The sequence below is a fragment of the Ruegeria sp. HKCCD6647-2 genome, from assembly GCF_057221075.1.
This window is the reverse complement of record NZ_JBWVBD010000001.1, coordinates 1,032,509-1,046,135: the sequence shown is the minus strand read 5'-3', so window position 1 is coordinate 1,046,135 and position 13,627 is coordinate 1,032,509. Positions and strand designations below refer to the sequence as shown.

At 56.5% G+C, this 13,627-nt stretch carries 12 protein-coding genes; 7 read left to right on the top strand and 5 right to left on the bottom strand.

Annotated features, from left to right (window positions below):
* Positions 1–30 precede the first annotated feature (30 nt).
* Positions 31–2,322 carry a hybrid sensor histidine kinase/response regulator gene (locus AC2TDJ_RS05095; RefSeq protein WP_480839852.1) on the top strand — a complete coding sequence of 764 codons (2,292 nt, stop codon included), beginning with the start codon at positions 31–33 and terminating at the stop codon, positions 2,320–2,322.
* 5 nt (positions 2,323–2,327) lie between these two features.
* On the opposite strand, the gene AC2TDJ_RS05090 is transcribed toward AC2TDJ_RS05095, so the two are convergent.
* Positions 2,328–2,921, bottom strand: coding sequence for a gamma-glutamyl kinase (locus AC2TDJ_RS05090; protein WP_480839850.1), 594 nt, complete (start codon positions 2,919–2,921; stop codon positions 2,328–2,330).
* Positions 2,922–3,112: 191 nt separating this feature from the next.
* On the opposite strand from AC2TDJ_RS05090, the gene recA reads away from it, so the two are divergent.
* From recA to AC2TDJ_RS05065, 5 genes are all read left to right on the top strand, one after another.
* Complete coding sequence (gene recA, locus AC2TDJ_RS05085; RefSeq protein WP_480839848.1) at positions 3,113–4,177, top strand: recombinase RecA; 1,065 nt, start codon at positions 3,113–3,115, stop codon at positions 4,175–4,177.
* 183 nt (positions 4,178–4,360) lie between these two features.
* Complete coding sequence (gene alaS, locus AC2TDJ_RS05080; RefSeq protein WP_480839846.1) at positions 4,361–7,033, top strand: alanine--tRNA ligase; 2,673 nt, start codon at positions 4,361–4,363, stop codon at positions 7,031–7,033.
* Between the two features lies 1 nt (position 7,034).
* Positions 7,035–7,322 carry a DUF1330 domain-containing protein gene (locus AC2TDJ_RS05075; protein WP_480839844.1) on the top strand — a complete coding sequence of 96 codons (288 nt, stop codon included), beginning with the start codon at positions 7,035–7,037 and terminating at the stop codon, positions 7,320–7,322.
* A gap of 295 nt (positions 7,323–7,617) precedes the next feature.
* Positions 7,618–8,256 (top strand): transglutaminase-like cysteine peptidase, encoded by a 639-nt coding sequence (locus AC2TDJ_RS05070; RefSeq protein WP_480839842.1) that lies wholly within the window; start codon positions 7,618–7,620, stop codon positions 8,254–8,256.
* 188 nt (positions 8,257–8,444) lie between these two features.
* The gene (locus AC2TDJ_RS05065) at positions 8,445–9,095 is read left to right on the top strand and encodes a hypothetical protein (RefSeq protein WP_480839840.1); all 651 of its coding nucleotides are present in this window, start codon (positions 8,445–8,447) and stop codon (positions 9,093–9,095) included.
* 335 nt (positions 9,096–9,430) lie between these two features.
* On the opposite strand, the gene typA is transcribed toward AC2TDJ_RS05065, so the two are convergent.
* The 4 genes from typA to AC2TDJ_RS05045 all read right to left on the bottom strand — a co-directional run bounded on the left by typA (position 9,431) and on the right by AC2TDJ_RS05045 (position 12,947).
* Positions 9,431–11,248, bottom strand: a complete 1,818-nt coding sequence (gene typA, locus AC2TDJ_RS05060) for a translational GTPase TypA (RefSeq protein ID WP_480839838.1) — start codon at positions 11,246–11,248, stop codon at positions 9,431–9,433.
* Positions 11,249–11,324: 76 nt separating this feature from the next.
* Entirely contained in the window at positions 11,325–11,660 is a 336-nt protein-coding gene (locus tag AC2TDJ_RS05055) for an SMR family transporter (protein ID WP_480840234.1), read from the bottom strand.
* 388 nt (positions 11,661–12,048) lie between these two features.
* On the bottom strand, positions 12,049–12,294 hold the full coding sequence (locus AC2TDJ_RS05050) for a hypothetical protein (RefSeq protein WP_480839836.1): 246 nt from the start codon (positions 12,292–12,294) through the stop codon (positions 12,049–12,051).
* Entirely contained in the window at positions 12,294–12,947 is a 654-nt protein-coding gene (locus AC2TDJ_RS05045) for an alpha/beta hydrolase (RefSeq protein ID WP_480839835.1), read from the bottom strand. Before AC2TDJ_RS05045 ends, AC2TDJ_RS05050 begins: the two co-directional genes overlap by 1 nt.
* Positions 12,948–13,127: 180 nt before the next feature.
* Between AC2TDJ_RS05045 and iscR the strand changes: the two genes are divergently transcribed.
* A complete protein-coding gene (iscR, locus tag AC2TDJ_RS05040) occupies positions 13,128–13,586 on the top strand; it encodes a Fe-S cluster assembly transcriptional regulator IscR (RefSeq protein ID WP_480839833.1) in 459 nt (152 codons plus the stop codon).
* Positions 13,587–13,627 lie beyond the last annotated feature (41 nt).

Here is a 13,627-nt window from a genome sequence, read left to right as displayed (position 1 = left end):
TGATTTGAAATTTATCACGTCGAGTAGTTGATGCCGGACACTGCTGAGAATTTGCCACCGCCTCTGCCACAATGGGGACATGGGCGTGTACGTCTGCTCTCGTTAGGTGCGATAGCGCTTTTTCTGTGCGTTCTTCCGGTTTTTGGCGTGTTCCCCGGCCATTGGAATACAGGGGTGGTCGTTGTCGGCCTCTCATTTCTTTTGGTCGTTCTGCTTCAAACGGCATTCACCTTGCTGGACACGCGAATATCCGAACGCAAGAATGCGGTTTTGATTGCGCTGATAGAACAGGAAAACGATGCCTGTTTCATAACTGACGCGTATGGAGACCTGCAGACTGCAAACGCAAATGCGCGCGCACGGTTTCAGGTGCGCAACGGGCAAAGGCTGGATGTCTGTCTGGGGTCACTTTTCGCCAATCCAGCCGCGATACTGCTGCGACTACAGGCGCGAGCCCGAAAGCAGGGTCATGCTGGTGAGGATATTGTAACGCGGGGGCAGACCACATCAATCAGCGTAACCAGGCTTGAAAGCGATCTCTGTTACTGGCGGGTCGGATTGGACTCGCAAAGACAACGGAGCGATATCACAGCCCCATTGCTTACAATCGGGCGCAACAGAATCATAACACAAGCCAACGATGCTGCGCGGCAGTTGCTGGGTAAAGAGCTGACTTCGCTGGACCAGATTATTCCAAGGGATGTTTCCCTGAATGGCGGAATGCTGCGTCTTCAGACAGCTGATGGTCCGCGGATTGTGGTTGTGTCGACACTTCGTGACGGTGGGGTGAACCGGGACATAGCGCTGGTTCCGGTTCGGGGCGTTGGGCCTGAAAACGGCGAAAAGTCCTTTGCCGATCTGCCCGTGCCGATCATGCGGCTGTCGCCCGAGGGTGAGATCCTTGAAACGAACCGGCTTGCTGCGCGTCTGATCGGAGAGTTGAAACCGGGTGAAACAAATATCGAAGACATCATGCAGGGGCTGGGGCATCCTCTTCAGGAATGGCTCACCCGCACTGCCGAGCAGGACCTGCCCCCGCATTCCGAATTCTTGCGGCTGACCCGTGCCGACAAAGAGGTTTTTGTGCAGGTCACACTGTCAAGGGTTTTTCAGGATGGGCAGATCTGCCTGATCGCCGTTCTTAACGATGCGACCGAATTGAAAACGTTAGAAGCGCAGTTTGTGCAAGGTCAAAAAATGCAGGCCGTCGGACAACTGGCTGGTGGCGTTGCGCATGATTTCAATAATCTGCTGACAGCGATCTCTGGTCACTGTGACCTGCTATTGCTACGCCATGATCAGAGCGATCCGAACTACGGGGATCTTGTTCAGATCAATCAGAACGCCAATCGGGCGGCGGCACTCGTCAGCCAGTTGCTGGCGTTCTCGCGCAAGCAGACCCTCAGGCCCGAAGTGTTGGACCTGCGCGATACGATCTCGGATCTCATTCATTTGCTGAACCGGCTGGTTGGGGAAAAGGTCCGCCTGACCCTCAGCCACGATCCGGTGCTCAAACCGGTCCGGGCGGATAAACGACAACTTGAACAGGTTTTGATGAACCTTGTCGTCAATGCCCGTGATGCTATGCCCGAAGGTGGTGAAATTCGGATCGAAACCGAAATCGCATCATTGGACCAACCGCTGACACGAGATCGCGCCACAGTGCCGCCCGGAGAATACGTGACCGTTAAGGTGATTGACAGCGGCGTGGGGATACCTGCGGATAAGCTGCAGAAAGTGTTCGAGCCTTTCTATACCACCAAACGCACCGGTGAAGGGACCGGTCTGGGGTTGTCCACGGCCTATGGGATCGTCAAGCAAACCGGCGGGTTCATCTTTGTCGATAGCACACTCGGGCACGGCACCGAGTTTACCGTGTTCCTGCCCGTATGTGCCGCCGTGGAAACCGCTGAACCTGAAACGATAACTGCCCCGGATGAGCAGGGCGCTCAGCAGGGAGAGGGCGTTGTCCTGTTGGTCGAGGATGAGGCGCCTGTTCGTGCCTTCGCGACGCGGGCTCTGAGGTTGAAGGGCTACACGGTGCTCGAGGCCGAATCGGCTGAAGCCGCGCTGCAACTGCTGGAGGATCAGACCTTGTCCGTCGACGTGTTTGTCACCGATGTCGTCATGCCGGGCATGGATGGCCCAACCTGGGTACGCAAGGCGATGGAAACACGACCGGATGTTTGCGTGGTGTTCATGTCCGGTTACACAGAAGGCGCATTTGGTGATTCAGGCCCTGAAATCGAAAACTCGACATTCCTGCCGAAACCCTTTTCGCTCACGCAACTGACCGAGGCTGTATTTCAGCAGCTCAACTGAGGAAGCTAGCGCGCAGATGTGTGTAGCGCGAAGTCATCGGCATATTCGCGGCGATACCACGCATCGGTCTCAGCAGACAGATCCATGGGCCGCTTTGGGGATACGTTTTCCTGTGGCAACTGAATGTCACAGTTCAGGCGATCCTGCAGGAAATTCTGTATCGCCGACTGGTTTTCATATTTGAAAACATACGTAGCCCCGGCACCGTTGCTGCGGGTACGGAAAAACCCGGCCTGACTGCCGACATCAGCGAAGGCCGGCCGGGGGTTTTGCAAGTATGCCCGGACAAAAGCATCGAAACTGAGGTTCTTGGTCGAGTTGGGGTGACCGTCCAGTTCCGGGCGGCCACGATACCTGTACCAGCTGCCCAGCCAGTCGACCGGCTCCCGCACGACGGCCATGATCTCCATTTCGGTATCAAACATCTTCTGAAAGACGGACTGGAAAAACCGATCAAACCGCCGGACAGTTGCGTGTTTCAGTTCCGGCGGACCAGCCACAACAAGATCGGCGCGATCCCGAAGAGCTGTCAGATAGGCAGAGCTTCCGGTTTTGGGAACGGACAAAAGCGCAAGCCGTTCCTTGTAGAAAACAAGCATTTTTTCTTTTACCTTCAATGCTTTTGAGTTTTCAGATTGTCGTAAACGACTCTTTAATACAATTGAGGAACTGTGAAAATTGTAAGTTTTTATTGAAATGTTCTCTTTTTGATCTCATAAGGAACAAGAGGCGAACAAAGCAGCGATTGCCGCCCGATCAAGGGTGTGACAAAAGGGAAGGCGACAGGACAATGGCGGATCTTCTGACGATGAGCGACAAGAAAAACGCAGATAAGCAAAAGGCGCTCGACAGCGCGCTGGCCCAGATTGAGCGACAGTTCGGAAAGGGCTCGATCATGAAGCTGGGCGAGGACGCCAAGCAGGATATCGATGCAAGCTCGACCGGCTCGCTGGGGCTGGACATTGCTTTGGGTATCGGCGGTCTGCCGATGGGGCGGATTGTGGAAATTTACGGTCCTGAAAGCTCGGGTAAGACCACGCTGACGCTGCATTGCATTGCCGAGCAACAGAAACGCGGCGGCGTCTGTGCGTTCGTGGACGCGGAGCATGCGCTGGACCCGCAATATGCCCGCAAGCTGGGTGTCGATCTGGACGAGTTGCTGATTTCGCAACCCGATACCGGTGAGCAGGCGTTGGAAATTACAGATACTTTGGTGCGCTCTGGCGCGGTGAACATGGTCGTGGTCGACTCGGTAGCCGCGCTGACGCCGAAATCCGAACTCGAAGGCGATATGGGTGACAGCAATGTCGGGGTACAAGCCCGCCTGATGAGCCAGGCGATGCGCAAGCTGACCGGCTCGATCAGCCGTTCGAACTGCATGGTCATCTTCATCAACCAGATCCGGATGAAGATTGGCGTCATGTTCGGCAGCCCGGAAACCACGACTGGTGGTAACGCTTTGAAGTTTTACAGCTCGGTCCGTCTGGATATTCGCCGTATTGGTGCGATCAAGGATCGGGATGAAGTGGTTGGCAACCAGACCCGTGTCAAAGTCGTCAAGAACAAGGTCGCGCCGCCGTTCAAGCAGGTGGAATTCGACATCATGTATGGCGAAGGCATCTCGAAAATGGGTGAGCTGCTGGACCTGGGCGTCAAGGCAGGCGTCGTCGAGAAGTCCGGATCGTGGTTCAGCTATGGAGACGAGCGGATCGGGCAGGGGCGTGAAAACGCCAAGCAGTATTTGCGCGACAATGGTCGAGTTGCGCTGGAGATCGAAGACAAGATCCGCGCAGCCCATGGTCTGGACTTTGAAATGCCGCCCGAAGCGGAAGAGGATGACATCCTCGAAGCTTGATCGGGCGCTGACAAGATCAGCAGAGATCCACACGACTATTTGAGTGGGGCTGAGATTTTCGGGAACAGGGCGGTCCAACGAGGCCGCCTTGTTTCGTTCCGGCACGCCTCGCCTGTGGACACTCCCGAGGTGCGCAGCTAAACCTCCTTCGGAACAAAATGATTGCGCGCTGAGAGAGCCCACATGCCCACGCTGAACGATATCCGCTCGACCTTTCTGAACTACTTTGCCAAGCAGGGGCACGAAGTGGTGGCCTCTAGCCCGTTGGTGCCGCGCAATGACCCGACACTGATGTTCGTGAACTCGGGAATGGTTCAGTTCAAGAACCTATTTACCGGCGTCGAAACGCGTGACTACCAGCGTGCTACAACGGCACAAAAATGCGTGCGCGCGGGCGGTAAGCACAATGATCTGGACAACGTCGGTTACACCGCACGTCATCATACGTTCTTCGAAATGCTGGGTAACTTCTCGTTTGGCGATTACTTCAAGAACGACGCGATCCCGTTTGCGTGGGAGCTGATCACCAAGGAATTCGGCATCGACAAAAGCCGCCTGCTGACGACTGTGTATCATACCGACGACGAGGCATTCGAGATTTGGAAAAAGGTCGGCGTGCCCGAGGATCGCATCATCCGCATCGCCACCAACGACAACTTTTGGCAAATGGGGCCAACCGGTCCATGCGGACCCTGTACCGAGATTTTCTATGACCACGGCGATCACATCTGGGGTGGCCCTCCGGGTTCGGCCGAAGAAGATGGCGACCGATTTATCGAAATCTGGAACATCGTTTTCATGCAGAACGAGCAGTTCGAGGATGGCTCGATGGTCGAGCTTGACATGCAGTCGATCGACACCGGCATGGGGCTGGAGCGGATTGGGGCTTTGCTGCAGGGCAGTCACGACAATTATGACACCGATCTGTTCAAAACGCTGATTGAGGCTTCGGCTGACGCGACCGGTGTTGATCCCTATGGTGATCAGAACGTGCACCACCGGGTGATTGCCGATCACCTGCGGTCGACCTCTTTCCTGATTGCGGATGGTGTTATGCCTTCGAATGACGGGCGCGGCTATGTCCTGCGCCGGATCATGCGCCGTGCCATGCGCCATGCACATTTGCTTGGTGCGAAAGACCCGGTCATGCACCGTCTTGTGCCGACGTTGGTCCAACTGATGGGCGCGCAATATGCTGAACTGGGTCAGGCGCAGCCGCTGATCGAAGAAACGCTGCTGCTGGAGGAAACGCGGTTCAAGCAGACGCTGGATCGCGGTCTGAAGCTGTTGGATGACGAAGTTGCAAGCTTGCCGGATGGCGCGGCGCTGCCCGGTGATGCGGCATTCAAGCTTTACGACACTTACGGTTTCCCGCTGGACCTGACGCAGGATGCCCTGCGCGAGAAGGGCCGGACTGTGGATACCGACGGGTTCGATGCGGCAATGGCCGAGCAAAAGGCGAAGGCGCGCGCGGCTTGGGCCGGGTCTGGTGAGTCAGCAGATCAGGCGGTCTGGTTCGACGTTCTGGATAGCGCTGGCGCTACGGATTTCCTTGGCTATGAGACTGAGAAAGCCGAAGGCCAGGTGGCCGCTCTGATCGTTGATGGCGCTTTGGTCGATACGATCAAACAGGGCGGAACCGGATGGGTTGTTGTAAACCAGACGCCTTTCTATGGCGAAGCCGGCGGGCAGATTGGCGACACCGGCGAAATCCGGCGTCTTGAGAATATGCAGGATGTGTCCCGCGTTGAAGAAACGCGCAAGTTTGCCGAAGGCAAGGTCTATGCGCATCGCGTGATCGTCAGCCAGGGTGCCTTGTCGAAAGGCGACGCCGTCGAGCTTGAGGTGGATCACGCCCGTCGCACCGCCATACGCGCCAACCACTCGGCCACGCATCTGTTACACGAAGCACTGCGCGAAACACTGGGCGATCATGTGGCGCAGCGAGGTTCGTTGAATGCCGCAGACAGGCTACGGTTCGATTTCAGCCATTCCAAAGCGCTGACACTGGACGAGATTCAGAAGGTCGAGCGTGAGGTTAATGATTTCATCCGCCAGAACTCGACCGTCGAAACACGGGTCATGACGCCCGATGACGCACGCGAATTGGGCGCTCAGGCGTTGTTTGGCGAGAAATATGGTGACGAAGTTCGCGTAGTCTCGATGGGCAAGGCGCCCACCGGCAAGGGACATGACGGCGAAACCTGGTCGATTGAACTGTGCGGCGGCACGCATGTGCGCCAGACCGGCGACATCGGCACCTTCGTCATTCTCGGAGACGGTGCCAGCAGTGCCGGCGTACGTCGAATCGAAGCACTGACTGGGGACGAGGCGTTCCGGTATCTCTCGGCGCAGGATCATCGACTGGCGCAGATTGCGCTCGAGCTGAAAGCGCAGCCTGATGATGTCGTTGGTCGGGTCAAGACGCTGCTGGACGAACGCAAGGCATTGCAGAACGAGGTGGCACAGTTGCGCCGGGATCTCGCCATGGCAGGTGGTGCCGGGCAGGGCGGCGGAACCGAGGCGCGGGACGTCAACGGAACAAAGTTCCTGGCGCAGGCATTGTCTGGCGTTTCCGGCAAGGATTTGCCGACATTGATTGATGAACACAAGGCGCGCCTTGGTTCCGGCGCGGTTTTGCTGATCGCGGACACCGGTGGAAAAGCAGCCGTCGCCGCCGGCGTGACATCAGATTTGACGGATCGGGTCTCTGCCGTGGATCTCGTCAAGGCGGCCGTGTCCGAGTTGGGCGGAAAAGGCGGCGGTGGACGCCCGGATATGGCGCAGGGTGGCGGCAAGGATGCATCAAACTCTGACGCCGCGATAAAAGCGGCCGAAAAGGTATTGGGAGGATAAGATGCCTGCACTCTGGATTGCGCATGTCACGGTGACGGATAGCGAAGCCTACGGAAAATACGCGGAACTGGCCGGACCAGCGATTGCAGCTCATGGTGGCGAATTCATTGCACGCGCCGCCAGATACGTTCAATTGGAAGGGAAAGAGCGGCCCCGCAATGTCGTGGCTCGTTTCCCGTCCGTCGAAGCGGCGGTGGAATGTTACAATTCGGCGCAGTACCAGGCGGCGCTCGACTATGCCCGCGGTGCCAGTGAGCGGGAACTCGTCGTCGTCGAGATCACGGAATAACCTAAACACTTTCTGACGCACCGGGTGCATGCGTCAGAACCCACTGCTGTTGTTGGAATATGTGCCTTCCCGTGCAAATGGTTGGCACGTGGATTGAGTGCGTCATTGGCACGCCAGATAGCAACAGGCTTGGAATTGTGGCCGTCCTCGCCACTTTGTTGAGCGGAAATTGTCCAAAAGAGTTACGAATTTCCGCCGTTTTTCATCCCCAAACTGACCCGTGATTGCTTTGTCGCCTCCGATCTCGATAGATAAGAGAATCGGAATATGGGTGCACGAAAAAGTAATCGCTCGGATGCTGTTTGATCGAGGGATGACGATGACAAAGTTCTGCTCCAAGCTTGTCGCGGATGCACAAGGCACATTACGTCAAACCGGAGCCATCATTGCTCTGGTTTTTGGTGTTTCGGTGTCAGGCACCACGAGTTCGTCCGCCGAATCCGCCTTTATTCCAGGGCAGATGGCTTCACAGCCTCCATCTGGTGCGCGCGACCTGTGCGCGCAGTATTCCTGGGCCTGTGCGACCAAACCGTCAATCAGCATGTCCAGCGACCAGGAGATGAAACTGGTCAAGCTGATTAACCGGAAGGTAAACGCAAGCACGCGATCGGTAACGGACCAGTCGCAATACAGGCGCGCCGAGCACTGGGCCCTTCCGACGTCGAGGGGCGGCGACTGCGAGGATTTTGCACTTCTGAAAAAGCGGGATCTGATCAAGGCAGGCATCGATCCCAGTAAACTACTGATCGCTACGGTGCTGGATACACGCAGAAACTCTCATGCGGTGTTGGTCTATCGATCAGCCAGAGGGGACCTGGTCCTGGATAACCTCACTAGTCGAATCAAACCCTGGACGGCTACGCGGTATCTGTTTCTTCGCATGCAAGATCCGAAACAACCTCGTCAATGGGTCGGGGTTTTTCGGAGCAGTTGAAATCGTGGTTGGCACGGGCAAACCTGGCCACTGTGTTCAACACTAAATGGGCGACCGCTGGGCCGCCCATTTTTGATAACTGTCAAGCGTTTTGGCAGTAGGCGCCTCTGTCTTGAGCACTTGCCGTAAGTTTCATCGCAATAGCCGCCAACAGTAGTCATTCTTTCTTCGTCACGATCGTCATCGAGTTGGACCTAGTCTGGTCCATCATCTTCATCTACGCCATCGTCGCCGTCATCACGGTCATCAACGTCGTCGCCGTCATCACCGTCGTCGCCGTCATCACCATCGTCGCCGTCGTCACCATCGTCGCCGTCGTCACCATCGTCGCCGTCGTCACCATCGTCGCCGTCGTCACCATCGTCGCCGTCATCACCGTCGTCGCCGTCATCACCGTCGTCGCGGTCATCACCATCGTCGCCGTCGTCGTTGTTACCGCCATCGCCGCCCTCGTCGCCGCCCTCGTCGCCGCCATCGCCGCCGTCGTCGCCGCCGCCATTGGGATCTTCACCAACCGGATCGTCGCCGTCTGGATCATCATTGCCCGGGCCGCCAGTGGTTCCAGGCGTCGAGTCGTTCGGTTCCTCTTCAGCGCGACCGTCACCCGATCGCTGGGTGTTCCCGAGCGTAGATGCCGTGGGAAAGTCCGTCAGAACTGCCGCAAATCGCGGACAGTCAAGCAGCGTGCGTTGCAGAATTTCTTCAAAATCCGCCCGCCGCTGGATGTAACGCAGCATACGAGAGCTGACCACATCACACGCGCACAGTGTATTGGAAGACACGGATTGCCTTGCTGTTTTTACCGTGCACATCTCGGACGCATAGGCCGCGCCGGGTGATAAAATTGGCAACGATGCCGAAACAAAAATAAACGAAAGTAACCTTGATCTCATGCGCATAATGCGCCTCCTCAGTACTCTTTACCCGTTGGAGCCACGAAGACTCGCAGCGCCGCACTCTGGTCACGGCTATACCTTAAAGCTGCCACATTTACAGGGGGAAGAAAGCCCGGATTTCATCATCATGAACAACCTGAGGTAGAAGTCACCAGAAAATCAAAGAGAAAGCCCGGGCAGTTGCCGGGCTTTTAGAAGACCACTATTTTAGTGAGTGACTTAAAAATGTCACAGAAGTGCCATTGTTTCCATTTTTGGGAGCAATGATGCCCCTAATCTCACGCAGATTTGGCCATCCGCTTTCGTTCATGTGGGTCGAGGAAGCGCTTGCGGAGACGAATGGCGTTCGGCGTAACTTCGACCAGTTCATCGTCATCGATATACGCAATCGCCTCTTCCAGTGAAAACTGAACATGCGGTGTCAACCTGACTGCGTCGTCCGAACCACTGGCGCGCACATTGGTCAGTTTCTTGCCTTTGAGGGGGTTCACTTCAAGGTCATTGTCGCGCGAATGCTCACCAATGACCATTCCCTGATATACATCGGTTTGCGGACCGACGAACATCCGGCCGCGCTCTTCCAGGTTCCACAACGCATAGGCGACCGCCTGACCATTTTCCATCGAAATCAGAACGCCGGCGCGACGACCCGGGATCGGACCTTTGTGCGGTGCCCAACCGTGGAAAACGCGGTTCAGAACGCCGGTCCCGCGGGTATCCGTCAGGAATTCGCCGTGATAGCCGATCAGGCCGCGCGAAGGCACATGAGCAATGATGCGGGTTTTGCCGGTACCGGCAGGCCGCATCTCGACCAGCTCGCCTTTCCGCGCCCCTGTGACTTTTTCGATAACTGCGCCAGAGTATTCGTCATCCACGTCGATAGTGACTTCCTCGACGGGCTCCAAACGCTGGCCGCCTTCTTCACGAAACAGAACCTGTGGCCGGGAAATGCTGAGCTCGAACCCTTCACGGCGCATGTTCTCGATCAGGACACCCATCTGCAATTCGCCACGGCCGGCAACTTCGAAGGCTTCGCCGCCGGGCGTATCTGAGATTCGTATGGCAACGTTCGACTCGGCCTCTTTCATCAGCCGGTCTCGGATAACGCGGGACTGCACTTTTTTGCCATCACGCCCAGCCAGTGGAGAATCGTTGATACCGAATGTCACTGTGATGGTTGGTGGGTCGATGGGCTGTGCGGGCAGGGCCTCATCCACTTGTGGCGAGACCAGCGAGTCTGCAACGGTGGCCTTGCTCATCCCCGCGATGGTGACGATGTCGCCTGCTTCAGCAACGTCGATTGGCTGCTGCGCCAGGCCGCGGAAAGCCAGGATTTTCGAGGCGCGAAAATTCTCGATCAGTGCGCCGTCACGGCTGAGCGCCTTGAGGCTGTCGCCTGCCTTCAGTGTACCGCTTTCGACGCGACCGGTCAGGATGCGGCCGATGAACGGATCGCTGCCCAATGTGGTGGCCAGCATACGGAACGGTTCATCTTTTTTCTCGATCTGCTTGGGGGACGGTACGTGATCGACGATCAGATCAAACAGTGCGCTTAGATCCTTGCGGGGACCGTCCAGTTCCATATCCGCCCAGCCCGAACGGCCCGAGGCGTACATGGCCGGGAAGTCCAACTGATCATCTTCCGCACCAAGGTTGGCGAACAGGTCGAAACATTCGTCCAGCGCACGGTCTGGTTCGGCATCTGGCTTGTCGACCTTGTTCAGCACCACGATCGGGCGCAGACCCAGCGCCAGGGCCTTGGACGTCACAAACTTGGTCTGCGGCATCGGACCTTCGGCCGCGTCGACCAACAGTACAACGCCGTCCACCATGCTGAGAATCCGCTCGACCTCTCCACCGAAATCGGCGTGGCCGGGGGTGTCGACGATGTTGATGCGGGTGTCTTTCCACTCGACGCTGGTTGCCTTCGCCAGAATTGTGATGCCGCGTTCACGCTCCAGGTCATTGCTGTCCATGGCGCGTTCGGCCACGGCCTGGTTCTCCCGGAATGCACCGGATTGTTTGAGCAGCTCATCCACCAGAGTGGTCTTGCCGTGGTCCACGTGAGCGATGATTGCGATATTGCGCAGGTCCATGAGAGGTCAGCCTTTGAACGGGAAGTTGCCGCGCGCATAGCGCGGCTTGGAACAAGTTACCAGCCCAAACGCGCGGTTAGTGCCCAGCCGTCTTCGAAAACAGGTGAATGATCAGGATACCTGCAAGAATCATCGACAATCCAAGCACTGCAGGCCAATCGAGCCTTTGACCGAAAACCAGGAAACCGATCAGAGCGATCAGGAAAATCCCCAGACCAGACCAGATTGCATAGACGATACCCACCGGCATCACCTTGAGGGTCAATGCCAACAGGTAAAACGCGCAGCCATAGCCCACGACGACCAACACCGAAGGCCACAGGCGCGTAAATTGCTGACTGGCTTGCAGAGCAGTTGTTCCGATGGTTTCGGCAACAACGGCCAACAAGAGGATGAAGTAAGCGTTGGGCACGGTTTCACTCGCTGCTGAATGGTGGGTTTGGTTGACCACGAATCCGGGTGTTTCGGCAAGCAGGTTTCTGTTTTCAATCAAAGGGAGAGTTGACCGAAGGTCAGGTTATCCCGACTGTTCGGCAACGGAGAACCCGTGGTAGAGTGCCTGCGTTTATTAGTGATTTTTCAGCGAGTTCAAAATGACGACATTTGCAAAATCCGTCATCATCATATCGTTCTTGATCGTGGCGCTGGGGTGGCTTGCAGACGGGGGGTCCGTCGACAAAGATGCAGCCCAAATTGTTGAGCGGTTAACGGGTAATTCGGTTTGAGCGCAAATCACCTGCGATAGAATAAAAGGAGCCTTCGGGCTCCTTTTATTTTGTTTCACCCAATGTCTAAGGCAGCTATTGCTTTTCGATCGCCTTGAGTTTCGAGCGGTGCTGGGACAGTTTCTTGACCACAAATTGCCGCGCCTTGCGCTCGGCCAGACGCACACGGATTTCGGTCAGAAATGCCTCTTCCAGCGTTTGCGACGCGGCACCCAGAACCTCTCCGACTTCGACAAAGAACCGATCCTCGCCGGTTTCATCCATGACTTTCATCGTGTCTTCGGCCAGCCTTGAGGCGAGGGTGGTAATTGTGTCGGACATTAGCGCGTGTTCTCGGTCAGTCGGCGTTTCACGTATTCGGTCACATCGGTCATCAACGTGTCCATGTGACGATCCTGGAAAAAGTGGTCGGCACCCTCAACCTCGTTATGAGTGATGGTGATGCCCTTTTGTTCGTGCAGTTTGCTGACCAGTGTGGTGGTGTCTGCCGGTGGCGCAACACGGTCGGCCGAACCATTGATGATCAGACCTGAAGACGGGCAGGGTGCCAAAAACGAGAAATCATACATGTTCGCAGGCGGCGAGACGCTGATGAAGCCCGTGATCTCGGGGCGACGCATCAAAAGCTGCATGCCAATCCAGGCGCCGAACGAAAACCCTGCGACCCAGCAGTGTTTCGAGTTGTTGTTCATCGATTGCAGGTAATCCAGCGCGGATGCCGCATCGCTCAACTCGCCAATACCCTGGTCATATTCGCCCTGACTGCGCCCAACGCCGCGGAAGTTAAAGCGCAACACGGTGAAGCCCATGTTGTAGAACGCATAGTGCAGGTTATAGACCACCTTGTTGTTCATTGTCCCGCCGAATTGTGGGTGCGGGTGAAGCACGATGGCGATCGGTGCGTCTTTTTCCTTTTGCGGGTGGTAACGGCCTTCCAGGCGGCCTTCGGGTCCGGGAAAAATCACCTCGGGCATGAGTGCTTTGGTCCTGTCTTTTTAACACGTTGGCACCCAGATATACTTGACGGTATTCGTCGGGCACCTTAGAACGGTTCTAATTACATTTGGGTCGCGTAAAAACGCTGTCAGTGGGAGATACGCACTGGCTGCGGCGGCGTCAATGATTTCGCGCTATTCTTGCCACGAGGGAATACAATGAAGCTGTCAACCAAGGGCCGATACGCAATGGTTGCGCTTGCGGACATTGCGCTGCAGCCGGCTGACCAACTGGTGACGCTTTCAGAAATTTCCGAGCGGCAGGACATCTCGCTGCCGTATCTTGAGCAGTTGTTCGTCAAACTCCGACGTGCCGAACTGGTTGCGTCGGTTCGCGGACCCGGCGGGGGTTACAGGCTGGCACGCCCTGCATCGGATATCCGTGTGGTTCAGATTCTGTCGGCTGTAGATGAAACCGTGGACGCGCTGCAAAAAGGGGCGGGGGCTTCGGGTGCTTCGTCGGGTAGCAGGGCCCAATCCCTGACCAACCGTTTGTGGGAGAGTCTGAGCGCCAACGTTTATGTGTTTCTGCACCAGACACGGTTGTCGGATGTCATCCAGAATGACCTGGCGCCGTGCCCGGCCGTACCAAGCTTGTTCTCGGTCGTGGACGATTGATGGCATGACACTCTATTTCGCATCACAAAACACCAAGAGCC